Here is a 25,290-nt window from a genome sequence, read left to right on the forward strand (position 1 = left end):
CGGCTACGAGCCCGCCGGGGTGGCGTGGCGGCGTTCGATCGTCTCGACGCCCACCAGGTCGTCGGGCAGCGCGTCCGGCATGTCCACATCGAAGCGGGCGAGGCGCCGCACCCGCAGCGCCCCGGCCACGACCAGGACCATGCCGAGCGCGCAGGCCAGGTAGAGGAAGGCGATCCCCCGGCCGGGTCCCACCCCGATCAGGGCGCCGACGGTCGGGGCGAGGGCGCCGCCGGGCGCCAGCATGGGGTCGAACAGGGCGGTCCCGAGCGGCGCCACGAGGCCCATCCCGACGGGCAGCGTGGACCACGCGACGAGCGTGTTCAGCGCGAAGACGCGGCCGTGGTAGCGGTACGGCACCTTGATCTGGACGATCGTGGAGTAGATCGCGTTCATGACGGTGAGGAAGAACGTCAGGCAGAACGCGCCGGCGCCGACCAGCAGGAGCGACGGGCGCAGCGAGGTGATCACACTGCCGAGCGCGATGGCCAGCGTGGCGGCCAGCACGCCGCGGAAGCGCCAGGTGGCGGGCCCTCCCCACAGCGCCATCGTGAACCCGCCGAGCAGCACGCCGAGCCCGGTGACCACCGAGACGACACTGACCTCCGTCAGCGTCGCGAACGACAGCACCAGGGGCGACACCAGCAACAGGAGCGGCGACAGGAAGACGTTGAGCACCGCGAAGAACGCCAGCATCGCCCGCAGCCCGCGCTCGTTCCAGGTGTAGGCGAAGCCCTTGGCGATCTCGGTGCCCAGCGGCTCGCGGGGCCGCCACGGCAGCGTGTCGGGGAAGCGCACGAGCAGCACCACGGCGATCGCGAAGACGTAGCTGGCCACGTCGAGGACGACGATCCCGCCGAGCCCGATCCAGGCCAGCAGCCCGGCGGCGATCAGCGGCACGACGAGCTGGGCGACGCCGTTGGTCATCTGGGTGACGCCCATGGCGTGCCCGAGGTAGTGCTTCGGCACGAGCTGCGGCACCGCCGAGGTGTAGGCGAGACGCTGGAAGGTCGTCGCGATCGACAGCGCGACGATCAGCAGGTAGATCTGCCACAGCCGCAGGTCGCCGAACAGGAGCAGCGCGCCGAGCACCCCCTGGATCGCGACGGAGGCGCAGTCGGCCAGGAGCAGGACCCTGCGGCGGTCGCCCCGGTCCACGATCGCCCCCGCGAGCGGTGAGATCAGCAGCCCGGCCAGGTTGAGCACCGCCAGGACGGAGAACTGCGCGACGGAGCCGGAGTCGACCAGGATCGTGATCGGCAGCGCCCAGCCGGTCAGCGCCGAGCCGATCATCGAGATCTGCTGTCCCGCGGCGATGGTCAGGAACCGACCCATGCCGGGCCGGACGCCGGTCGCCGTCCCGTCCGCCTCCGCCGGAGCCGTGTCGACCGCGTGCACCCACCACGTGGCGCCGGCGGCGGGCGGCGCCGCCTCCAGCCGCCGGTGCGTCTGCAGCGCCTCGGCCAGCTCGGCGGCGCGGTAGCGCAGGAAGTAGTGGCCGCCCTCGTCCAGCACGACGAGCGCCGCCGTGTCGGTGAGGAAGTGCCACTCGCGGTAGCGCTCCTCGTAGAAGTCGGTCGCCGGGTCCCGTTCGCCGATCACCGAGATGATCGGAGCGCGCAGCCGCCGCCGGTCCGGCTCGTCGAACAGCGCGGTGAAGTACTCCTCCGCCGCCTTGGAGTCCTGGCGCATGGTCCGGACGATCCGGTCGGCCACACCCGGGTCGAGCTCGTCCAGGTCGACGCCGCGCGCCTTGAGCCGGTTGATGTCGCTCTGGCTGCGGCGGAGCCGGTCGAACTCCCCCAGCCGTGACAGGGAGCGCAGCAACCCGCGCGGCCGGGCGAACGGGAAGATCGCCCCGATGTAGAGGGCCTCCACCCGCCGTCCCGTCGCCTCGACCAGCCGGGCCAGCTCCACGGCCAGGGCCGCGCCCACGCCGCAGTGCCCGTAGATGACGATCGGGCCGTCGATCCGCAGGATCTCCTCGGCGCAGCGGGCAGCCAGGGCGGCGAACTCCATCGGCTCCTCGTCCAGCCCCACGTCGTGGCCGGGGATGGCGAGCGCGTACAGCGCCTGGTCGGCCGGGAGGGCGTCGGCGAGCGGCTGGTAGACGACGGCGCTGCCGGACCCGTACGGCACGCAGACGTACGACAGCGAGGCCGTGCGCCTGCCGGTGAGGCGCTGCAGCAGCGGACGGGGCCCGGCCGGGGCGGGCTCGTCGACGAAGGCGGCCAGCTCGCGCACGGTCCGGTGGGCGAAGACGTCGACCAGCCCCACCTGCCCGATGCGCGCCTTGCGGAGTCTGGCCACGACCTGGATGGCGAGCAGGGAGTGGCCGCCGAGGTCGAAGAAGTCGTCGTCGGCGCCGACGCGCTCCACGGAGAGCACCTCGCGCCAGACGGCGGCGATGGCGCGCTCGGTGTCGGTGCGGGGCTCGGCGTACTCGGCGCCGGGCGCGGCGACCGGTGCCGGCAGCGCGGCGCGGTCGAGCTTGCCGTTGGGGGTGAGCGGCAGCTCGTCGAGGGTCACGAACGTGGACGGCAGCATGTAGTCGGGCAACGTCCCCCTGATCGCGGCCCGTGTCTGCGCGGCGTCGACGGGTGCGCCCACCAGGTAGGCGACCAGCCGGCGGTCGCCGGGCACGTCCTCGCGGACGATGACGACCGCCTCGCGAGCGCCCGCCCGCTCGCGCAGCGCCGCCTCGATCTCGCCCAGCTCGATGCGCAGCCCGCGCAGCTTGACCTGGTTGTCCAGGCGGCCGAGGAACTCGATCGTGCCGTCGGGCAGCCAGCGGGCCGCGTCACCGGTCCGGTAGCGCCCGCCGGCGAACCGCTCGGCGGTCAGCTCGGGGCGGTCGTGGTAGCCGAGTGCGACGCCGACGCCGCCGATGTGCAGCTCGCCGGGCACGCCGACGGGGACGGGCACGCCGTGCCGGTCGAGGACGTGCAGCGTGATGTTCTGGATGGGCGACCCGATCGGCACGCTCGCCCGGCCGGCCAGCGCCGGGAGCGTGCACTGCCAGGACGACACGTCGATGGCCGCCTCGGTCGGCCCGTACAGGTTGTGCAGTTCCGCCGGGAGCGTCCGCAGGCAGCGGACGGCCAGGTCGACGGGCAGCTCCTCGCCGCTGCAGATGATCGTGCGCAGCGAGTCGCAGGTGCCGGCGCCCTCCTCGGCGAGGAAGACCGACAGCATCGACGGCACGAAGTGCACGGTCGTGACGTGCTCGGCGTTGATGAGGTCGCGCAGGTAGGCGGGGTCGCGGTGGCCGCCCGGCTCGGCGAGCGCCAGCCGTGCCCCGGCGATCAGCGGCCAGAAGAACTCCCACACCGACACGTCGAACCCGGCCGGGGTCTTCTGCAGGACGGTGTCGGCGGCGGTGAGGCGGTAGCGCTTCTGCATCCAGTCGAGGCGGTTGACGATGCCGCGGTGGCTGTTCGGCACGCCCTTCGGCCGTCCGGTGGAGCCGGAGGTGTAGATCATGTAGGCGGCCTCGCCGGGCGGGGCGGCGGGGGCGGTCACCGGCAGGCCCGTCCAGGCGGACGCGTCGTCGAGGGGCAGGATCCGCGCGTCGCCGGCGGGCAGGCGTCCGGCCAGGCTCCGCTGGGTCAGCACGACGGGCGCGCCGCTGTCGGCGAGCATGAACGCCAGCCGCTCCTCGGGGTACTCCGGGTCCAGCGGGACATACGCGGCACCGGCCTTGAGCACGCCGAGCAGGCCGGCCACCAGCTCGAAGGAGCGTTCGGCGCAGACGGCGACCAGCGTGCCGGGCCCGGCGCCCAGCCGCAGGAGCCGGTGCGCCACCTGGTTGGCCCGCTCGTCCAGCTCCCGGTAGGTCAGCGAGGCCCCGGCGAAGGTGACGGCGGGCGCGTCGGGGGTCCGCGCCACCTGCTCCTCGACCAGGCCGTGCAGGGTGGCGGTGGCGGGGAAGTCGGCGCTCGTGTCGTTCCACGAGGCGAGGAGGGCGTCGTCGCCCGGCAGCGGCAGGCGGCTGACCGGCAGGTCCGGCTCCGCGACGGCCGCCCGCAGCAGCGTCTCCAGGTGGCGGGCGATCCGCGCGATCGTGGCCTCGTCGAACAGCGCCGTCTTGTAGGTGAAGGCGCAGGCCAGGCCGTCCCGCCCGGAGGGCACGACGTACAGCTCGAGGTCGTGGCGGGCCGAGCCGGGCCGCAGCGGGAAGGCGTCGTCGGTCGCCTCCAGGTCGTGCATCGAGAACAGCGTGTCCACCAGGGGCTGCCTGCTCGGGTCGCGCGGCACGCCGAGCGCGTCGACCAGCCGGGCGAACGGCAGCTCCTGGTGGTCGAGGGCGTCGGCCACCACGTCCCGGGTCCTGGCGACCAACTCGGCGAAGGTGGGGTCGCCGGCCAGCCGGGCGCGCAGCACCAGCGTGTTGACGAACATGCCGACGACGTCGTCCAGCTCGGGTCGCGTCCGGCCGTCCACCGGGGCGCCCACCGCGAAGTCGTCCTGCCCGGACAGCCGCGCGAGCAGCGCCTGGAACGCGGCCAGCAGCGTCATGAACCGGGTCGCGCCGTGCGCCCGGCCCAGCGCGGTGACCGCCTCGACGAGGTCGGGCGCGAGCTCCAGGACGTGGGAGGCGTCGTCGAAGCTCTGCCGCGCGGGCCGGGCGCGGTCGGCCGGCAGCTCGGCGCGCGGCAGCCCGGCCAGCTCGTCCTTCCAGTACGCCAGCTCCCGCTCGAACGTCCGCTCCCGCTGCCACGCGGCGACGTCGCCGAAGAGCACGGCCGGGGACGGCGGGTCCTCCCCCCGGTAGAGGGCGAGCAGGTCGCGCATGAGGAGCTGGGCGGAGCGGCCGTCCGCGACGATGTGGTGCACGAGCAGGGCCAGGACGTGCTCGCCGGCCCCGTCCTCCACCAGCAGGGCCCGCAGCAGCGGCCCGTCGGCCAGGTCGAGCGGGATCGCGGTCTCGGCGTCGATCAGCGCGGCGATCTCGGCGTCGGCGAGGCCGGCGGGGGCCGCCTGTGCCCGGCCGAGCGGCACGCCGGTCCCGGCGACGACGTGCACGGCGGGCAGCCCGTCGTCCGTGGCGGGGAAGCGGTGGCGCAGGCTCTCGTGCCGTTCGGGGAGCAGGGCGAGCGCCGCCTCCAGCCGGTCGTGGTCGATCGGGCCGCGCAGCCGGACGGCCAGGGCGATGGTGTACGTGGCGGTGCCGGGCGTGAAGTGCTCCATGAACCACAGCGGTTCCTGGGCCGGTGAGAGGACCGGCGCGGCGTCCTCGGGGCGGCGCGGGATCTCCCGCTCGGCCGCCCTGCCCCGCAGCCGCCGCCTGAGCAGCTCCTGCTTGGCGGCGGACAGATCGACGACGGACATCAGGTCAGCCCTTCGACGGCGGCTTTGAGCGCGGACATGAACAGGGCGGCGTCCCTGCCGTTGATCAGCCGGTGGTCGTAGGCCAGACCGATGTCGGCGAGGGTCCCGTCCTGCGGCGCGGTGACGGCGAGCGCGCAGGACGTGCCGGGGAAGACGAACGGGATGGCGAGGACGACGCCGCCCTCGGTGTGCAGCGTGATGACGAAGTTGGCTCCCGACAGGTCCCGCTCCCGGAAGTCGCCGGTCGTGGCGGCCAGGCGGTACCGCATGACGGTCGTGGCGATGTCCCTGGTCGTCCGGCGGGCCGCGTCGTGGACGACCGGGACGTAGAGGCCGTCGCCCAGGTCGACGGTGAGGCCGATGTGCGGGGTGTCGGCGAGCAGGGCCCGGTCGCCGTCGACGGTGGCGAAGAAGAGGGGGAAGCGGTCGTGCAGCCCGGCGACGGCCTCGACGAACAGCTCGGCGAGGCCCACGGGCCGCCTGACCTCCTTGGTCAGGGTGGCGCCCCGGGCCAGGGCGGGGCCGAGGTCCATGCGGACGACGAGGTAGGCGGCGGGGATGGTCCGGTGCGCCAGCTCGACGGCGCGCGCCACGGCCCGCTGCACCCGCGGCAGCGGCCGCTCCCCCGCGGGCGCCTCCCGCGGCGGCCGAGCGTCGTCGCCGGTCGCCGCCTGACGGGCTTGCGGTGGCGGATGTTCGGCGGGCGGGCGGCCGGCGAGGCGTTCGATGTCGGCGCGCCGGACGACGGCCAGGCCCAGCGCGGCCACCTGCTCCCGCGTCACGCCCAGCTCGGCCATGAGCGCCCGCGCCGGCGCGGTGACGAGCGGCCCGGCCTCCCCTTCGTCGGGTGGGGAGGCGGGTGGGGAGGGGTGTGGGGAGGCGGGTGGGGAGGCGGGCGCCGCGGGCGGGGGTGAGACGGCGGGAGCGGGACCGGAGACGGTGGCGATCACGTCGCCGGGGCGGCACCAGGCCCCTTCCCGGGCCGCGTGGCCGAGGACGCCCGTGCCGCCGGCGGGGAGTTCCTCCGCCGCCTTGGAGGTCTCGACGAGGACGACCGGATCGTCCTCGCCCACCTCGGCGCCGTCGGCGACCAGCCACTCGACGAGCAGGTACGCGGTGTCGTTGTTGTTCAGCTTGGGCACGCGCAGCTCAGCCACGGAGCGTCTCCCTGATCGCGCGGTGGATCGTGGACTCGTCGACCAGCACCTCCCGCTCCAGATGGGCGGCGGTGGGGATGATCGAGGCGGCGGAGTGGACGAGCGTGACCGGCCCGGCGAGCCGGTCCCAGTGCCGGCGGTGGAGCAGGTGCGCCACCTCGGCCCCCCACGTGCCGCCGCCCGTGCTCTCCTCGACGACGAACACGTGGGCGACCGGCAGGTCCGCGTCGAGGGCGGCCACGTCGAACGGGTACAGCCGCGACGGCACCAGCAGCGTGCAGGTGATCTCCTCTTCCACGAGCAGCGAGCGCATCGCGGCCATCGCCCGGTGTGCGAGCCCGCCGGGAGCGATGATCACGCAGTCGGGCGGCCCGTCGAGGAAGACCCGCGCCACGCCGCCCTCGACGGCCAGGCAGAAGGGCGGCTCGGCGAGCCCGGCCGGCCGGGTGTAGAGGACCTTGTCCTCGAAGAGCACGCAGGGCTCCCCGAGAGACAGCATCTCGTCGAGGACGGCCTCGCAGTCGTGGAACGGCGACAGCTCGTACAGGGACAGGTGGGGGATGCCGACGAAGTGCTTCTGCAGGCTCTGGCTGTGCGTGGGCCCGTAGCCGCGGCCGCCTCCGACGGGACAGCGCACGACCATCCGCATGGGCACGCGCGTGCCGTACATCGAGACGGACTTGGAGGCGAAGTTCAGCACCTGGTCGAACGCGAGGGCCGCGAAGTCGCCGAACATGATCTCGACGATCGCGCGGTCGCCGGACAGGGCCAGCCCGGCGGCGACGCCGGTGATGGCGTTCTCGCTGATCGGGGTGGTGAGGACGCGGCCGGGGAAGCGGGTGGACAGCCCTCGGGTGATCTTGAAGGCGCCGCCGTACGGGTCGGCGACGTCCTCGCCGAGCAGGTAGAGGTCCGGTGTCCGCTCGAACACGGCGTGCAGCGCCGCGTTGAGGTGCTCGCCGACCCTCACGAGGGCGTCCAGCGGGACGGCGGCCGGGCCGTGACGTCGGCGGCGACCGCGTCCACGTACGCGCGGGCCTCGGCGTCGAGCCGGTCGAGGTGGTCGGGATATCGGCGGGCGTACCTGGCGTACCAGCCGTTCTCGTGGATGCGCCGGATCTGGTCGGCCGGCCGGGTGTCGTCGCCCTTGCTGTGCGGCCCGAGCCGTTCGGTGGCGAACTCGACGACCAGCGGCACGCCAAGGCGGGTCCGGGCCACGAGCGGCGCCAGGACGCGCCGGATCTCCGCCACGTCCGCGGTGCCGATCAGCCGGTGGTCGATGCCGAACGCGGCGGCGCGGCCCGCGATGCTCCCGGCGAGATGCCGGGAGGCGGGTGTGGACTGGGCGATGCCGTTGTTCTCGACGACCACCAGCAGCGGCAGCTCCCACAGTGCGGCGATGTTGAGCGCCTCGTAGACCGCCCCCTCGCCGAAGGTGCCGTCGCCGACGTGGACGCAGGCGACCTGGCCCGGCTCGGACCGCTTGAGGTGCAGGGCGACGCCGGTGGCGACGGGCAGGCTCTCCCCCTGGACACCGGTGGACAGGTAGCGGTCGCGGCGGATGTGCTGGCTGCCGCCCACCCCGCCGCAGACCGCGCCCTCCCGGCCCATGATCTCGGCGAGGAGGCCCTCGGCGTCGCCGAAGCGCGCGAGATAGTGGCCGTGGCCGCGGTGGTTGCTGAACACGTGGTCGCCGGGGTCGAGCAGCGTCCGCAGGGCGACGGGGACGTACTCCTGGCCCAGGCAGGTGTGGGTGGTGCCGTGGAGCAGGCCCCGACCGTACAGGTCGAGCAGTTTCAGCTCGAACGCGCGGATGGTCAGCATGAGCGACAGATCCGCGTCGTCGAGCCGGGACGGCGCGGGGAGGCGGTCAAGCAGTTCGGTCATGGCCGGCCCTCCTTCATGACCGTGAGCACGCCGGCGATCGTCGGGTTGTCGAAGAAGTCGTCCAGCTCGACCTCGACGCCCAGGCGCTTGCGCATGCGGGCGATGATCTGGGTGATCGTGAGCGAGTGGCCGCCGAGGTCGAAGATGTCGTCGTGGAGCTCGATCGGGGAGAGCTGGAGGACCTCCTCCCAGATCGCGCGGATCTCGCCGGCCAGCGGGTCGTCGCCCGCCGGGGCGTCCGCGGGCACGGGCGGCGAGGGTGCGGCGGGCGGCGGCGCCACGGCGGGCATGGCGGCGGGCGCGACGGCAGGCATGGCGGCGGGCGCGGCCGAGCGGGCCGGGGCCGCCGTCTCGCGGAGGGCGTGGGCGTGGCCGGGGAGCAGGTCGCCCAGGGGGGCGGACGGGTCGCGCGCGATGGCCGCCAGCACCGCCTGGAGGTCGCCGGCGAAACGGCCCGGATCGGCCGGCTCCTCGGGGTCGTACCGGAGGGAGGCGGTCAGCCCGGCGGGACCGTCGAGAAGCTGGAGCTGCAGCGCGCCCCGCACCGCGTGGTTGAAGGCCAGCCGGTCGACGCTCCACGGCCCCGGCTCGTCCGTGGCGTCCGTGCGCCGGTAGCTCACCGAGACGGGCGCGAGCGCGGCGTGCGGCTTGACGCCGGGGACGGCCCGGGCGATCGGCACCTCGCGATGGGCGTACAGCTCCCTCAGCTCGGCCCGCAGGCCGCCGGCGAACGAGGCGAACGGCAGGCCGGGAGCGGGGCGGGAGAAGACCGGCAGTTCGTTGACGAACGGCCCGATGTGCCGCGCCTCCCGATCGGTCCTGGTGGACAGGTCCAGCGCGGTGCCGACGTCGGCGTTGCCGTACGCCCCGAGGAGCGCGTGCAGCGCGGCCAGCAGCACCTCGAACCTGGTCAGCCCCGCCACCCCGGGCACGTCGAGCGCGAACTCCAGCACCCGGCCGGGCCCCGCGCGCCGGGAGCGCAGTGTCCCGCCCGGCACGGCGGTCCCCCCGGGCTCGCGCCAGCGGGCGGCCCAGAACGCGCGCGCCGCCGGAAGCAGCCCTGCGACGCGCTCACGCTCGGCCTCGGCGTGCCCGAGGGGTTCGAGCGGGGCCGGCACGCCACCCCGGTAGAGGGTGGCCAGGTCGTCCACCAGCAGGTCCTTGGACCGGCCGTCGAAGACGACGTGGTGGGCGACGACGACGAGGGTGTCGCCGGCGAGGGTGAACCGGATGAGCGGGCCGCGGCCGAGGTCGAACGGGCGCGCGATCTCCTCCGCCACCGTGTCCCCCACCCCGTCCCCCACCCCGCCCCCCGCTCCGCCCTGGGCGACCCGGAGCGCGGCGGTCTCCCGGGCGGGCACCACGTGCGGTGCGCCGTCACGTTCCGCGAGGGCCGCCGCCAGCAGCCGGTGCCGCCCGACCACGCGCCGGCACGCCTCGGCCAGCGCCCCCACGTCGGGCGGCGTGCGGAACCTGATGAGGACCGGCATGTGGTACGCGGATCCCGCGCCCATCCGCTCGGTGATCCACATCCCGTGCTGGGCGTACGACGCCTCGCTCATCAGACGGCCTCTCGCAGAACGCGCTTGTCGACCTTGCCCCCGTGGTTGCGTGGCAGGCGGTCGAGGGTGACGACCCGCACGGGCAGCTCGTGCGGGGCGAGCCGGTCCTTCAGGAAGATCCGGAGCTCGTCGTGGGCGACGGGGCCGACGACCGCCACCGCGACCGCCCTGCCGAGGGTGGCGTGCGGCACCCCGAACGCGGCCGCCTCGACCACGCCGGGATGCTGGTGCAGCGCCTCCTCGACGTGCAGGGTGGACACCTTGTGGGCGCCCGACTTGATCACGTCGCTCTCCCTGTCGACCAGGTAGAGGTAGCCCTCGTCGTCGGTGTAGCCGAGGTCGCCCATGCGGACCCAGCCGCCGCGGAAGACCTCGGCACTGGCCGCCGCGTCGCCGTAGTACGTGCGGGTGGCCGCCGGCGAGCGCATCCACACCTCACCCGTGACGTGGGGCGGCAGGGGGTCGCCCTGAGCCGTCGCGACCTTCACCGCCCCGCCGGACGCCGGGCGGCCCACGCTGGACGGCCGGTCCGGGTCGAAGAGCATGACGGTCTGGGCGGGCGCCGCCTCGGTCGAGGTGTAGTAGTTGGCGATCGTGGCGTTCGGGAACGCCCCGGCGAGCCGCACCGCGACCTTCGACGGCAGCGGCGCCGCGGCCGAGCCGAGCAGCAGCACGCTCGACAGGTCGTGCCTGCCGGGCACGTCCGCCGCGAGCATCTCGATCGCCATGGCGGGCACCAGGAAGACCGTGCCGGCCCGGTGGTGCTGGATCAGCGCGCCGAACCGCGCCGGGGTGAACCGGGGCAGCGTGACCACCTCGGGGTGCGCGTCCACGGCGTTGACGAGCATCCACTGCCCGGCGTTGGTGCCGATGGGGAAGGCGTGCGCGAGGTGCCGGGAGTGCGTGAACGGCCTGCGTCTGGCGCCGCAGCCGTGGGCCAGGTTGGCGTGGGTGGCGGCGACCCCCTTGGGCCGGCCGGTGGTGCCGGAGGTGTAGAGGATCTGGGCGAGGTCAGCCGGTCGCGGTGCCGCGGGGCCGTCGCCGTCGGCGAAGGGCAGTTCCCCGGCCCGCAGCACGGTGGTGGCGGCGCAGTGCGCCAGCATCGCGTCGGCGTCCGCGCGGGGCAGCCGGTCGGACAGGGGGACGGCCACGGCGCCGGCCTCCAGCACGCCGAGGAAGGCGACCGCGTACTCCAGCCAGTCGCCGTTGCCGAAGACGAGGCCCACCCGGTCGCCGGGCGTCACGCCCTGCCGGGCCAGCCCGGCGGCCACGCCGGTCGATCTGCGGTGCCAGGTGCCGAAGGTCAGTCCGCCGATGCCGTGGACGGTCATGGCGATCCGTTCGGGGTCGGCGGCGGCTCGGTCTCGAAGCAGGGTCGAAAGGGTCACGCTCACGCCGGGCCCCCGTGCAAGCCATCGAGCTGTTTCAGGTAAGAAACTTTACTTATCTTGGGACGGGCGTCAGTTTGGCACGCCGCCGGGAGGGTGGCAAGACCCGAAAACCCCGTGTCCACAAGGGCTTGCGGCCACCCGATAATCCGTGGAACACTGCGGGCTGCGCGCTAACAGTTAAGAACCTTTCCAAAAAGAACCTTTCCAGATTCGGGGGAAAGGCACGTGAAGACCGGCCCGCTGTCCTCCGCCCAGGAACGGCTCTGGTTCCTGAACCGGCTCGATCCGGACGACCCCTCGTACAACACCGCCTACGCCTACCGGTTGTCCGGCGACCTCGACGTCGCCGCCCTGGAGGCCGCCTTCACCGCCGTGGCCGCGCGCCACGACGCCCTGCGCACCCGCTTCCCCGAGGTCGGCGGCCGTCCCGTGGCCGTCGTCGAGGACCCGTCGCCCGTCACCGTCGAGCGGGTCGAGGCCGGCTCGCCGGAAGAGGCGCGGCTGATCGTCGGCACGCGCACCAACACGGTCCCCGACCTGGCCGAACGCCCGCCCCTGCGCGTCACGCTGGTCCGGCTCGGGCCGCGCGACCACGTGCTCTGCGTCGTGCTGCACCACATCAACGGCGACGGCTGGTCGTTCAACGTGCTGCGCGCAGAGGTGGCCGCCCACTACGCCGGCCGGGGGCTGCCCGGCGAGCCGCCGCCGCAGTACAGCGAGCACGTGCTCGACCTGCCCGTGTTCGACTCCTCCGTGTCCGACTCCTCCGTATCCGACCCCTCCGTGACCGACCCCTCCGGTGGCGACCTCGGCTGGTGGACGGCGCGGCTGGCCGGGGCGCCCGTGCTGGAACTGCCCACGGACCGGCCACGGCCCGCCCAGCGAGGGACGGCGGGCGGCGACGTGCGGTTCCGGGTGGCGCCCTCGCTGGTCGCCGCGGTGACGGAGCTGGCCAGGACGTCCCGGTGCACGCCCTACATGGTGCTGCTGGCCGCCTACCAGGTGCTGCTGTCGCGGCACAGCGGACAGACGGACTTCTGCGTCGGCACCCCCTCCGCCGGACGCACCAGCACCGAGCTGGAGCAGATGATCGGCTACCTGTCGACGACCATGGTGCTGAGGTGCGACCTGTCCGGCGAGCCGGCGTTCGCCGAGCTGCTGCGCCGCACCCGCAAAACGGTGCTGGAGGGGCTGGCCCACCCCGGGGCCGCCTTCGAGCGGCTCGTCGGCGCGCTCGGCCTGGCGCGCGACCCGAGCCGGACACCGCTGTTCCAGACCATGTTCGCGGTGCACACGCACGGCGAGATCGACGACCCGCTCCCCGGGCTGCGGGCCGAGCCGTTCCCGCTGGGCTGGCATCCGGCGCGCACCGACCTGTCGCTGGACCTGCACGCCGAGCCGGACGGCAGCCTGCTGGGCGTGCTCGTCTTCAGCGAGGAGCTGTTCGACCGGGACACCGCCGAACGGCTGGCGCAGCGCTACCTGACGCTGCTCGCCGCGGCCGCCGCCGAACCCGCCACGCCCATCGGGCGGCTCCCCCTGCTGCCTCCCGGCGAGCGGGCGCTGCTCGGCGCGTGGAACGACACCGCCGCGCCGCTGCCCCCGCTCACGCTGGTCGATCTGGTCCTGGACCAGGCGGCGGCCACCCCTGACGCGGTCGCCGTGACCGGCGACGACGGCGCCGGGCTGACCTACGGCGAGCTGGTGGCGCGGGCGGCCGGGCTGGCCGGTTCGCTCGGCGAGCGCGGCGTCGGGCGGGGCTCGCTGGTGGCCCTGCGACTCTCCCGCGGCCCGGCCATGCTCGTCGCGCTGCTCGGCGTGGCCATGTCCGGCGCCGCCTACCTGCCCGTGGACCCCGAGTATCCGGAGGCCAGGGTCGCCTACGTCCTGGAGGACTCCGGCGCCGCGCTGGTGCTGGACGACGACGAACTGGCCGCAAGACTCCACGCCGGGCCGTCCCCGGCGGTGGTGGAACGGCCGGCTCCCGGCGACACCGCCTACGTCCTCTACACCTCGGGCTCGACCGGCCGGCCCAAGGGCGTGGTGGTGCCGCACCGCGCCCTCGCCAACTTCCTGCTCGCGATGCGCTCGCTGGTCGGCTCCTCCCCCTCGGACGTCTGGCTCGGGCTCACCTCGCTCTCCTTCGACATCTCGGCCCTGGAGCTGTACCTGCCGCTGACGACCGGCGGCCGGGTCGTCATCGCCGGCTCCGGCACCGCACGGGACGGCGCGGCCCTCGCCCGGCTGATCTCCTCGGCGGGCGTGACGCACGTGCAGGCCACCCCGTCCGGCTGGCGGGTGCTGCTCGCCGGTGACCTCCCGCCGCTGGTCGCGCTCGCCGGCGGCGAGCCGCTGCCGCCGCGGCTGGCCGCCGAACTGCGGGCGCGGACGCGCCGGCTGGTCAACATGTACGGGCCGACCGAGACCACCATCTGGTCCACCGCCTGGGAGGTGCCCGCGCGGCCCGGCCGGGTGTCGATCGGCCGGCCCATCGCCAACACCACCGTGCACGTGGTGGACGCGGCGGGCGTCCCCGTGCCCGTCGGCGTGCCCGGGGAACTGCTGATCGGCGGGGCCGGGCTGGCCACCGGCTACCTCGGGCGTCCGGAGCTGACCGCCGAGCGGTTCGCCGAGCACGCGGGCGAGCGGGTCTACCGCACCGGCGACGTGGTCAGGTGGCTGGCGGGCGGCGAGCTGGAGTTCCTGGGCCGTACCGACGACCAGGTGAAGCTGCGCGGCCACCGGATCGAGCTGGGCGAGATCGAGGCCGTGCTGGAGGCGCATCCCGCGGTCGCGCAGGCGGTGGCCGCGGTGCGCGACGACCTGCTGGTCGCCTTCGCCGTCCCGAGCACCGCCGCTCCCGCTGCCGGTCTCGACGCCGGTTTCGACGCCCCTCCCGACGCCGGTCCCGACGCCGGTTTCGACACCGCTCCCGCTGCCGGCTTCGACGCCGGGGCGCTGCGGGCGTTCGCCGCGGCGCGGCTGCCCGCTTTCATGGTGCCTGCCGCCATCGTGCCGCTCGGCGAGCTGCCGCTCACCCCCAACGGCAAGGTCGACCGCGGCCGGCTGCCGACCGTCCACGCGAGCGCCGCGCCGGGCCCGGCCACGGCGCCGCGGACCGCCGGTGAGCGGCTGGTGGCGGAGGTCTTCGCCGAGGTGCTGGGCCTGGACGGCGTCGGCGCCGAGGACGACTTCTTCGCGCTCGGCGGCCACTCGCTGCTGGCGACGAGGGTGACGTCGCGGCTGCCGGGACGGATCCCGGTGCGCGCCCTGTTCAGCCGCCCGACCGTCGCCGCCCTCGCCGAACTGCTCGACGAGGCGAGGCCCGGCCAGGCGGACGGCCAGGCGGACGGCCAGGCCGGCGTCCAGGCGGGCCGGCAGGGGGGTGGCCAGGTGGCCGTCCGGGGGGACGGCGAGAGGGACGGGCCGCTGCCCCGCCCCGCCGGTGAGCCGCCGGTGCTGTCCCGGCTGCAGGAGCGGCTCTGGTTCCTGCACCGGCTCGACCCCGGCGACGCCGCCTACAACATGTGGGTGGTGCGGCGGCTGCGCGGGCCGCTGGACGTGGCGGCCCTGGAACGCGCCCTGGCCGCCCTCGTCGCGCGGCACGAGAGCCTGCGCACCCGCTACCCCGAGATCGACGGCGTCCCCGTCGCGGTGGTCGAGCCGCCGGGCCCCGTCCCCGTCGAGATCCTCACCGCGCCGCCGGACCGCGCGGAGGAGCTGGTCGCCGAGCGCACGAACGCGCCGTTCGACCTGGCTGAACGGCCGCCGATGCGGGTGACGCTGATCGAGGCGGGCCGCGACGACCACGTGCTGTGCGTCGTGCTGCACCACATCAACGGCGACGGCTGGTCGCTCAACGTCCTGCTCGACGAGCTGGCCCGGCTCTACTCCGGCGAGCGACCGCCCCCGCCGGCCCTGCAGTACGGCGACGTGGCCCGCTGGCAGCGCGACCGGCGGCAGGACGACCTGGCCGCGTACTGGGAGGCGAAGCTGGCCGGGCGGACGCCGCTCCTGCTGCCGGCCGACCGGCCGCGCGTCTCTCCCCCGGCTCGCGAGGCGGCGTTCCACTCCTTCAGGCTGCCCGCCGCCGAGGTGGAGCGGCTGGCAGCCCGGGGGCGGGAACGCGGGGCGACGCTGTTCGTCATGCTCATGGCCGCCTACCAGGCGGTGCTGGCCGCCCAGACCGGGCAACGCGACATCACCGTGGCCACCGTCACCTCCGGGCGGGACCGGGACGAGCTGCTGGCCACGATCGGGTACTTCGCCGACGTGGTGCCGATCCGCCAGGACGCCGGCGGCGTGCGGAGCTTCGGCGAGCTGGTGGAGCGCACCCGCGACACGGTCCTCGACGCCTTCGCGCACCAGGGCGTGCCGCTGGAGCGGGCCCCGGCCTTCGACACCATGGCGATCCTGCACACGCAGGACACGGGGGTCGCGCCCGCCGCGTTCGCCGGGCTGGAGGCGGCGCCGTTCGCGCACGGCTTCCGGCAGGTCAAGTTCGAGCTGATGCTGGAGGCGTGGCAGGACGAGCACGAGCTGCTCGTCGTGCTGTCGTACGACGCCGCGCTGTTCGACCCGGGCACGATCGAGGCGCTCGGGGGCCGTCTCGACCGGCTGCTACGGCAGGACCCCGGCGACCCGCCGCACCTGCTCGACGAGGCCGACCACGCCCTGCTCCACCGGCTCGGCTCCGGTCCCGCCATGCCCGGCGGGCCACCCGCCGAGGTTCCCGACCTGGTCGCGGACGCCGTCCGGGAGCACGGCGGCTCGGCCGCGGTGGGGTCGCTGACGTACCGGGAGCTGGACGAGCGCGCTCTTGAGCTGGCCGGACTGCTCCAGGCGAAGGGCGTGCGGCCGGGCGACGTCGTGGGCGTCTGTCTGGGCCGCACCCCGGACGCGGTCGCCGCGCTGCTCGCCGTCTGGCGGGCCGGGGGCGCCTACCTGCCGCTGGACCCGGCGCACCCGGCCGACCGGCTGGCGTTCCAGCTCGCCGACAGCGGCGCGTCGCTCGTGCTCACCTCGGCCGACCTGGCCGACCGGTTGCCGGCCGGCGTCCCGCCCGCCCGCACCCGCGAGCGCGGCGGGCCGTGGACGCCGGTCCGGCGCGGCGAGCTCGCCTACGTGATCTACACCTCGGGCTCGACCGGCCCCCCCAAGGGCGTCGCGGTCGAGCACCGCAACCTCGCGGCGCGCGTGGCGTGGATGGTGCGGGAGTACGGTCTGGGGCCCGGCGACCGGGTCGCGCAGTTCGCGTCGCTCGGCTTCGACACGCACGCCGAGGAGATCTACCCGGCGCTCGTGGCGGGCGCCCGGCTGGAGCTCCTGCCCGACGGCGCGGTGACGCTGCCCGACCACCTCGACGGCCTGACCGTGCTGGACCTGCCGACCGCCTACTGGCACCACCTCGTGGACCAGCTCGGTGAGATCGCCTGGCCGGACACGTTGCGGCTGGTCATCCTCGGCGGCGAGCAGGTGCACGGGGCGGCCGTGGCCCGCTGGTTCGAGCGCTTCGGCGACCGGGTGCGGCTGGTGAACACCTACGGGCCGACCGAGGCCACGATCATCGCCACGGCCGGCGACCTCGACCGTTCCCCCGGGCGGCCGCCGATCGGGCGGCCCATCGCCTGCACCACCGCCTACGTGCTGGACGCCGACGGGCGCCTGGCTCCTCCCGGGGCCGCCGGGGAGCTGTACGTGGGCGGCGCGGGGGTCGCGCGCGGTTACCTGGGCCGCCCGGGGCTGACCGCCGAACGGTTCGGCACCTTCGACGGCGTCCGCGTCACCACCGGCCGGCCCGGCCACCCGGACCCCGGCCCCACCCCCGCCTCCGTCACCGCCCCCGCCTCCAGCTCTGGCGGGGAGCGGGTGTATCAGACGGGCGACCGGGTGCGGTGGCGGCGCGACGGGCGGCTCGAGTTCCTGGGACGCCTGGACGACCAGGTGAAGGTGCGCGGGCACCGGGTCGAACCCGGCGAGATCGAGGCCCGGCTGCTGGCCCATCCCGACGTGGGCGAGGCGGCCGTCGTCGCGGGCGGCGACACGCTCACGGGGTACGTCGTGGGCGCGGTGGACGTCGGCGAGCTGCCGGCGTTCCTGGCCGCGGCGCTGCCGCCGTACATGGTGCCGGGCGCCTGGGTGCGCCTGGACAGGCTGCCGCTCACCCCCAACGGCAAGGTGGACCGGGCCGCGCTGCCCGCGCCGCGGGCGGCGCGGGCGGGCGGCCGCCTCGCGCCGCGCACCGACGCCGAGGCGCTGGTCGGCGACGTCTTCGCCGAGGTCCTGGACGTCTCGGAGCCGGGCGCGGACGACGACTTCTTCACCCTCGGCGGGCACTCGCTGCTCGCCGTGCGCGTGGTCGCCCGGCTACGCGCGGTGGCCGGTGTGGAGGTGCCGATCCGCGCGCTGTTCACCGCGCCGACCGTCGAGGGGCTGGCCCGGACGGTGGAGGACCTGCTGCTCGCCGAGCTGGCAGAGATGTCCGACGAGGAGGCCGCACGCCTCGCCAGGGAGCTGACATGATCAAGGAACGACTGGCCGTGCTCGTGGCCGAGGTCTCCGACGGAGCGGTGACCGCGCAGGAGGCGCTGGCGGCGACGGTCCCGCTGTCCGCGCTCGGCGTCACCTCGCTGGCGCAGTTGCGGCTCATCGACGCGATCGAGTCGGAGTTCGGCGTCGAGGTCGACCTGTCGGAGGACGGCCTCGCGGTGCTGGACGACCTCGACAGGCTGGCCGGGCACCTCTCGGCCCGATGACCGTCCAGCCCGCCGGACCCGGCTCCGGCACCACCGCCCTCCCGGACCCCGCACCCGGCACCACCGCCGTCCCGGGCCTCGCACCCGGCACCACCACCGTCCCGGCCGCCGCACCCCGCGCCACTGCCGTCCCGGGCCTCGTGCGCGGGTCAGGCGCCGCCCTGGCGGCCGCCGCGGTCGGCGGGAGCACGGCGAGCGTCGCGTTCGACGGGGGCGATGCCGGTGACGGCCCGCTGACATGGGGGCAGCGCGCCATCTGGCAGGCGATCGAGAGCACCGCGCCCGACGACCACTACTTCACCTTCGGCCGGATCCTGCCCGTTCCGGGGACGCGCACCGTCGAACAGCTCCTCGCCGCGCTCGCGGCCCTGGTGGAGCGGCACGGCTCGCTGCGCACCCGGCTCGGCACCGGACGCGAGCCGTACCAGAGGCTGGCCGCACGGGGGCGGCTGGAGGTGACCGTCACGACGGGCGACCCCGACGAGGTGCTGGGCGAGCTGGCGGCGGCCCGGTTCGACTACGCCGGGGAATGGCCGGTGCGGGCCGCGCTCGTCCTGACCGGAGACCGCGTCTCCCACGTGGTGCTGGCCTTCTGCCATCTCGCCACCGACGGGCACGGCGCCGAGGTGGTCCTGCGCGACCTGCGCGTGCTGCTGCTCAGGGGCCGGGCGCCGGGCCCGCCGGCGCCGCAGCCGCTCGACCTGGCCCGCCGGCAGGCGGGCCCCGAGGGCAGGCGCGTCGCCGAGCAGGCCGCCGCCCACTGGGCCGGCGAGTACGGGCGGCTGCCGGCCACGATGTTCGACGTGCCGACCTCCGACGTGCCGACCTCCGACGCGGCGGGCGGCGGCGCGGCGGGCGGCCGCGCGGCGGACCCGCCGATCTGGCGGGCGCTGCTGCGCTCGCCCGCCCTCGACCTGGCCGTGCGCTCGATCGCGGCCGCGCACCGCACGTCCACCTCCACCGTGCTGCTCACCGCGGTCGCCGCGCTCGTCGGCGGGTTCACCGGGCACGAGAGGGTCGCGGTGCTGCCGATCGTGGCCAACAGGTTCAGGCGCGACACGCGGGGGATCGTCAGCACGCTGTCGCAGGAGGGGCTGTTCGCGCTCGACGTGGGCGGACCGTTCACGGACCTGCTGCGCGCGGCCGGGCCCGCCGCGCTGCGCGCCTACCGCAGCGCCTACCACGACCCCGCCGACCGGGACCGGATCACGGCCGCGGAGAGCGCCCGGCGGGGGCTGCCGGTCTCCCCGCGTTGCTGTTTCAACGACCTGCGGTTCGCCGACCCGGGGCCGGCCACCTGCCCGCCCGGCGAGGTGCTGGCCGCGCTGGCGCAGACGTCGCTGTCCTGGCCGATGAGCCAGGACAAGCTCAACTGCCGGTTCTGCGTGCACGTCTCCGCCGGGGGCGTCTCGCTCACCGCCGACACGCGGTATCTGTCCCGGGCGGACATGGAGCGGTACCTGCGTTCCCTGGAGGCCCTCCTCGTCGAGGCGGCCGTATGACGGCGAGCGCGTACGCCGTGGCGACGTCCTGCGCGCAGGGCTCCTCCCTGCGCTTCGTGGTGGACCGCGAGGCGCCCGTGGTGGTGAGCGACGCGACGGACGACCGGGTGGTGTTCGAGGGCGTCGCCACCGCGCCGTCGTGGGAGTTCGACGTGCCCGCCGGCTGGCCGAGTTCGCTCTACCGGGCCCGGTTCGGCCCCGAGGTGCCCTGGCCGCGCTCGCTGCCGGGCGGCGCGCCGTGCCCGGACAACGAGGTCTATTTCGTGGTACGGGAGGCGGTGCCGGCGGCTCCGGTGCTCGTGAGCGTGCCGTTCACCACCTGGCAGGCGTACAACCGGGCGGGTGAGCCGGGCCAGAGCGTCTACTGGACCGAGTCCCCCGCACGCGCCGCCCGGGTCTCCTTCGACCGGCCGGGCGGCGGGCCGCCGCCCGAGCGGTGGGAGGAGGGGCTGATGCGATGGCTGCGCCCCGCCGGGTACGACGTCGCCTACTGCTCCAACCTCGACCTGGACGACGGCCGGGCGCTGCTGTCGCGGTACCGGATGCTGATCGTCAACGGGCACGACGAGTACTGGTCGGCGGGCATGCGCGACACCGTCGAGGAGTTCGTGCGGGGCGGCGGCGGGGCGGCGTTCTTCGCCGGCAACACCTGCTGGTGGCAGATCCGGCTCGAAGACGGCGGGCGCACCATGGTGTGCCATCGCGACCCGCTCGCCGACCCCGTCGCCGACCGGCGCCTGACCACCGTGGAATGGTCGGCCGCGGGCCGGCCCGAGAACACGCTGACCGGCGTCAGCTTCCGGGCCGGCGCGGGCACGTGGGGGCCGCACATGCCGCGCATGCTGGAGGAGTCGTACACCGTGCGGTTCGCCGGGCACTGGGTGTTCGAGGGCACGGGGCTGGCCGACGGCGACGCGTTCGGCCGGGGCTGCCTCGGCTACGAGACGGACGCCGCCGAGTTCGACGAGGACGCCGGCGTGCCGCGGGTGACATCCCGCGACGGCACCCCGTCGTCCTTCGTCGTGCTGGCCACCGCGGACCTGCGGCACTGGAGCGCGTACGGCCAGGGCGGCAGGGCGACGATGGGCGTCTTCACCAGCGGGCTCGGCACCGTCTTCACCGCGGCGACGGTGAACTGGGGCAACACGCTGCACGATCCGGTCGTGGAGCGGATCACCCGCAACGTCATCGACCGGCTGTCCTCCCGGGTCCCGTCGTGGGACGCCATCGGGCCGGCCGCGGACCTGCGCGCCCTGGCCGTGCTGGGCCGTACCCTCTACGCCGTGACCGGGCCGGGCGGGCTGGTGCGCCGCGAACTGTGCGGCCAGAACCTGCCCTGGCTTCCGGTCCCCGGCCCCGCCGGTACGCCGCCGCCGCGGCCCGCCGGCCGGGTGCGGGCGCTGGCCGTGCCCCGGGAGGCCGCGGGCGGGGTGGGCGTCGGCCTGTACGGCGTGACCTCGGACGGCCGCCTCCTCTGTCTCGACGAGAGTTTTGACGGGACGCCGAGAGGAGGACCCGGGACGACGCGGGCGAACGCCGGGAGCGGCCTCGCGAACGCCGAGACCGGCCGCGGGACCGGCCCGGCGAACGCCGGGACGGGCCGCGCGGACGGCGGGGCGGACGGCGAGGAAGGCCGCGCGGGTGGCGGGGCGGTCTGGCGGGAGGTGGGGCCGGCGCCGCGGGAAGCGGTCGGCCTGGCCGTGGCCGACTGCGCCTTCCACGTCGCCACGTCGCGAGGGGAGCTGTGGCGCCTGCCGTTCGGCGGTGCGGTCTGGGAACGCGCCGGCGCCTGCCCCGACGTCGCCGGCCTGTCGGGGATGAACGGCAGGCTCTTCGCCCCCGATGCCAAGGGCCGGCTGCTCACCCGGCTGCCCACCCCCGGTGACGGCTGGGCGGAGTGCGGCGTGACGGTCCCGGGCCCGGCGTTCACCGCGCACGCCGGCCTGCTGATCGCGGCCGGACCCGGCGAGCCCCTGCGGTGGCACCCCCTCTGACGGCCCGGCGGATCGCGGAGGGGAGGCGACCTTTACGTTGTAGATTTGCCTCGTAGGAACCGCGTTGCGGTCCATCGAGCATGCGAACGCGCCCTGCACACGCCCGAGCAGGGGTGACCGCGGCAAGCGTCATGCACGCGGCCCAGAGGGGCCCCACGAGATCACCCGCGTGCTCCGCGACGACGGCGTACTGATCTGGCCGACCAACTCGGCGCGGACCGCCCGCTGTTCCTGGACACCATCACCGTCATCGCCGCCAGTAACGTTGGCGAGCCGTCAGGGCTCGGGTTGCCGTCACTGGCCGTTCCGATGCAGACCGTTCGGTTGCTGCTCAAGGGCGGCCGCGCCCGTTCCGCGTTCGTTCCCGCGGCAAGGCCCCGATGGTGCCCCGGTGACTGTGACGCTGCCGGTGGCCGTCGACGCGTTCGCTTCGGGGATGCGGCGGAAGATCCTGGCCAGACCTCGGACAACCTGCCGACCCGCGGCGCCCTCTCCGGAGGTGCGCTGTTCACCCCGGTCACCGCGCCGCCAGGGAGCGTCAGCAGGGAAGCCGTCCAGGCCGTGGTCCAGGTCAGCGTGCACCGGTGCGCCGCACGCGAGGGCTCCTGAGCCAGGACGACACGGCCACGGGGGCGCCTGCGGAACATGAGTCCCTCTTGAGTTTTCTCCTTGGAGGACGGATTATCCGATCACCGGTTGAGCCGCCCAGGAAGGACGATTCATGATCCGTCGCGTACTGGCCGTCGCCGCCTTGGCCGCCACCGCGCTCGCCACCCTACCGGCCGGCGCGCAGGCCGCCCCTGCCTGCCGGGCCGGCTACCTCTGCAACACCCAGTACTTCTCCGACTCCGCGCGCACCACGTTGGTCGGGGTCAAGACGGAATTCTGCAATGGTGAGGTCTCGACCTGGGGCAGGGTCACCGGCTACATCACGTGGTCCGCGAGCCCCTGCTCCTGACGGCAGGCGTCCGGCAGGGCCCGCACCGGCGGCCCTGCCGGGGTTCGCACGCGTCTGGCCGGTTCCGTCGTCGCGTGCTGCAGCGTCGTGGGTCCAGGTGTTACGGTCCCGGACGGGGCGGACGCAGCTCGGGCGGCCGGACAGGCGTTGGGGAGGACGTGAGAAGGAACCCATGCCACCCCAGTGCCCCTAGCGTTTCAGCAGGTGAGGGCTACAGCGCGGAAGTGATCCACGTGGCGCTCAGGTGATGAATCCACGGTCTTGCAGACCGTAGATTCACTACGGCACTTGATCGTTTCGGTGGTGGCTCGCTAAGGTTGGGAACCTTTGTTCGGATCCTGTCCGCTCGTGCCCGAGGGTAATTCCGTGCGCCGCTATCGTTTCGGCAGAATCGCCACGCTCTTCGCCGCCATCTATGTGGCCGCGGTCGTCGTGTCCGGCGTTCTCGCGCTGGTCACCGGCGACCCCGCGCTACTGCGCGAGATCGTCACCTGGGGGTGGGGCCCGGACTTCGTGCCCTACACCTGGTGGGTGGAGCTCCTCGTGGTCGCGGGCGGAGTCCTGCAGGGCTGGGCCTACTGGCAGGTGCTGCGCGGGCGGCCGGTCGGCACGGTGGCGGTCAACGACAGGCCGGTCCGGCTGTTACGGGCGGCCCTGTACCTAAGTGTCGCCTGCACGCTGCTGTACCGGCTTCCGATCCCGTACCTGTGGTGGTTGGGCCTGCCCTCCGACCTGCTCAATTTCGCCGTCGTCGGACTGTTCTTCGTGGTCCTCGCCGGGGTTCTGCCTCGATGGCTGCGGCTGCTCGGGCTCGTGGCAGGGCTGGCGAACGCCGCCATAGGCGTGGCCTCCACCGTCGCCTACGGCCTCGGCCAGTACTCCGTCGCGCAGTTCGTCTCTCCGTACCAGCTCGGCAACGCCGTCTACCTGCTGTGGCTGGTGCCGGTCCTCGCCGGCCAGGCCAGGGACGCACGCTGGAGGCGAGGCACCGTGCGGATGGGCGGGGCCTCGGCGGCGCTGTCGCTGCTGTCGTCGGGAGGTCATTCGATCGTCGCGTTCGGCGGTTCGGGCGTTGACTACGACCTGGTGCTGCCCATGGTCCTGAGCGTCCTGGGCGTCTTCGGGATGGTGTGGCAGGCCCGCTCCGCCCACGACCTGGGCGGCCCGACCCCGGCACCGTCTCCGGCACCTCAGATCCGGATCGCACCTGCGCGGGCGTGGTCCCTCACCGCCGTGGCCGTGGTGCTCCCGCTGATCCCCGCGGCCGTCAACCTCGCGGACGGCATGCCTGTGTGGATCGGCCCCAGGGGCGCGGTCGACGACCTCTTCCACGGGTACGTCAGCTACCCGGCGATGGTGCTCTGGGTCGCCGTGGACATGCTCGTCGGAGTCGGCGCCCCGGCCGCACTGGTTCTGATCGCGATCGTACGCAGGCCCAGGCGGCTGCTGCGGGTCACGATGCTGATCCTGACTCTCGCCGCGGCGGCAGGCGTCGTCACCTCGCTCACCACGCAGTCCGAGGCGGACTGGCAACTCATCCCAGAGATGGTCGACCAGCGGCTGGCCCTGTACCCGGATGGGCTGTTCGACCGGAACGAGAAGGACGACATCCTCTTCGGGCTCTCCCCGCTGTGGTACAGCGCCGCGCTCGCCGCCTCCGCCCTCATCCTGCTCGCCCTGTACGGCGCCCCACCCGCCGCCCGCCTGCGCCACCACGTGCTCGTGACGGCGCTGGCCACCGCCGTGGCCCTGTGCTTCCTGCCGGCCGCCGACCAGTCACGCGGCTCGGTCACCACGGCCGAGGACTGCTCGCCTCCCGAGCCCTGGGAGATGGACGGCAAGCCCGTGGAACCCCCGCCGCCGACTGGCTCGCGCGCCTTCATCTGCGCTGTACGCCGGCAGAATGCGCTCACGTTCGCCGCCACCACGCCCGACCAGGTATTGCTTGCCCGCGGCCGTCGCCTGTGCGCCGTCTACACCCGCAACGACCCACGCGAGCTGGCCCGCCTGCGGGAGGTGGAAGGGGTGAACGTAGCGAACCTGAGCGGGGTGCTCGCCGGGATCTGCCCGGCCGCGAACGCAGAGGTCACGGCGGAAGCGGCCGCCAAGGATCGCGAGTTCGACGAGTTCATGGCCGAGGAGCGACGCAAGTGCGACGCCACCCCGCGTCACCGTCCCCTCATCACGCCGGCCAAGGCGATCCGCCTCAAGGAGCCGGAGTGGCCCGAGGCGGGGTTGGAGCTGTACGACGAATTCGCCGGCGAGGGCAAGAGCACGACCGCCGGCCCGGTCACCGCCGGGCCCGGTCGCGTGACGGTTGGCACGCATTCCGACTTCCACGTCTGTGTCACGCTGGAGACCTACACGCGCCGCCCACCGGTCGAGAGCAAGGGCTGGGACGACGTCGTCGAGGTCGGCTACGCCAACCAGAGCGGCGAGATGAGCTTCATGGACGGCCTGAGCGGCACCGAACTGCCCGACCTGTCGCTCAACGGTCGCAAGGGGCACTACCGCATCCGCGTGCACTTCGCCTGGTCTCCCTGGAAGGGCGAGGAGTACGGCACCCAGCGGCTGCTGATCATGGCGTACCCGGGACCCGGCGACAAAGTCGTCACCTACCGCAGACTGCCCGAGCGACGTTGACGACGTCCCGATCACGACTGCAGGCGCGGCTTGGGAGGGCGAGCGCCGACCTGTGTTGACGTTGTTTCCTGCGCCGTTGCTACCGGGGCCCCATCGGGCACGCGAAAGGCCGC

12 protein-coding genes are annotated in these 25,290 nt (G+C 74.4%); 6 read left to right on the forward strand and 6 right to left on the reverse strand.

Annotation, left to right across the window (positions count from 1 at the left end; genetic code table 11):
- Positions 1-3: 3 nt before the first annotated feature.
- The 6 genes from FHU36_RS23325 to FHU36_RS23350 are packed head-to-tail and all read right to left on the reverse strand — an operon-like array spanning position 4 to position 11,328.
- Entirely contained in the window at positions 4-5,328 is a 5,325-nt protein-coding gene (locus FHU36_RS23325; protein ID WP_185086031.1) for a non-ribosomal peptide synthetase/MFS transporter, read from the reverse strand.
- Positions 5,328-6,485 (reverse strand): 2-oxo acid dehydrogenase subunit E2, encoded by a 1,158-nt coding sequence (locus FHU36_RS23330; RefSeq protein WP_185086032.1) that lies wholly within the window; start codon positions 6,483-6,485, stop codon positions 5,328-5,330. The genes FHU36_RS23325 and FHU36_RS23330 overlap by 1 nt, the downstream gene beginning before the upstream one ends.
- The gene (locus tag FHU36_RS23335) at positions 6,478-7,455 is read right to left on the reverse strand and encodes an alpha-ketoacid dehydrogenase subunit beta (RefSeq protein ID WP_185086033.1); all 978 of its coding nucleotides are present in this window, start codon (positions 7,453-7,455) and stop codon (positions 6,478-6,480) included. Before FHU36_RS23335 ends, FHU36_RS23330 begins: the two co-directional genes overlap by 8 nt.
- Complete coding sequence (locus FHU36_RS23340) at positions 7,452-8,372, reverse strand: thiamine pyrophosphate-dependent dehydrogenase E1 component subunit alpha (RefSeq protein ID WP_185086034.1); 921 nt, start codon at positions 8,370-8,372, stop codon at positions 7,452-7,454. The genes FHU36_RS23335 and FHU36_RS23340 overlap by 4 nt, the downstream gene beginning before the upstream one ends.
- The gene (locus FHU36_RS23345; RefSeq protein ID WP_185086035.1) at positions 8,369-9,934 is read right to left on the reverse strand and encodes a condensation domain-containing protein; all 1,566 of its coding nucleotides are present in this window, start codon (positions 9,932-9,934) and stop codon (positions 8,369-8,371) included. Before FHU36_RS23345 ends, FHU36_RS23340 begins: the two co-directional genes overlap by 4 nt.
- Positions 9,934-11,328 carry a class I adenylate-forming enzyme family protein gene (locus tag FHU36_RS23350; protein ID WP_312891761.1) on the reverse strand — a complete coding sequence of 465 codons (1,395 nt, stop codon included), beginning with the start codon at positions 11,326-11,328 and terminating at the stop codon, positions 9,934-9,936. The genes FHU36_RS23345 and FHU36_RS23350 overlap by 1 nt, the downstream gene beginning before the upstream one ends.
- A gap of 222 nt (positions 11,329-11,550) precedes the next feature.
- Between FHU36_RS23350 and FHU36_RS23355 the strand changes: the two genes are divergently transcribed.
- From FHU36_RS23355 to FHU36_RS23380, 6 genes are all read left to right on the forward strand, one after another.
- Complete coding sequence (locus FHU36_RS23355; RefSeq protein WP_185086036.1) at positions 11,551-17,847, forward strand: non-ribosomal peptide synthetase; 6,297 nt, start codon at positions 11,551-11,553, stop codon at positions 17,845-17,847.
- Positions 17,844-18,080 carry an acyl carrier protein gene (locus tag FHU36_RS23360; protein ID WP_185086037.1) on the forward strand — a complete coding sequence of 79 codons (237 nt, stop codon included), beginning with the start codon at positions 17,844-17,846 and terminating at the stop codon, positions 18,078-18,080. The genes FHU36_RS23355 and FHU36_RS23360 overlap by 4 nt, the downstream gene beginning before the upstream one ends.
- Entirely contained in the window at positions 18,077-19,582 is a 1,506-nt protein-coding gene (locus FHU36_RS23365; RefSeq protein WP_185086038.1) for a condensation domain-containing protein, read from the forward strand. The genes FHU36_RS23360 and FHU36_RS23365 overlap by 4 nt, the downstream gene beginning before the upstream one ends.
- Complete coding sequence (locus tag FHU36_RS23370) at positions 19,579-21,576, forward strand: N,N-dimethylformamidase beta subunit family domain-containing protein (protein WP_185086039.1); 1,998 nt, start codon at positions 19,579-19,581, stop codon at positions 21,574-21,576. Before FHU36_RS23365 ends, FHU36_RS23370 begins: the two co-directional genes overlap by 4 nt.
- Positions 21,577-22,297: 721 nt before the next feature.
- On the forward strand, positions 22,298-22,534 hold the full coding sequence (locus tag FHU36_RS23375) for a DUF6289 family protein (protein ID WP_185086040.1): 237 nt from the start codon (positions 22,298-22,300) through the stop codon (positions 22,532-22,534).
- A gap of 366 nt (positions 22,535-22,900) precedes the next feature.
- Positions 22,901-25,177 (forward strand): DMT family transporter, encoded by a 2,277-nt coding sequence (locus FHU36_RS23380; protein WP_185086041.1) that lies wholly within the window; start codon positions 22,901-22,903, stop codon positions 25,175-25,177.
- The last annotated feature ends 113 nt before the right edge of the window (positions 25,178-25,290 follow it).

It is taken from the genome of Nonomuraea muscovyensis, from assembly GCF_014207745.1.
In the GTDB taxonomy this organism is placed as follows: Bacteria; Actinomycetota; Actinomycetes; order Streptosporangiales; family Streptosporangiaceae; genus Nonomuraea; species Nonomuraea muscovyensis.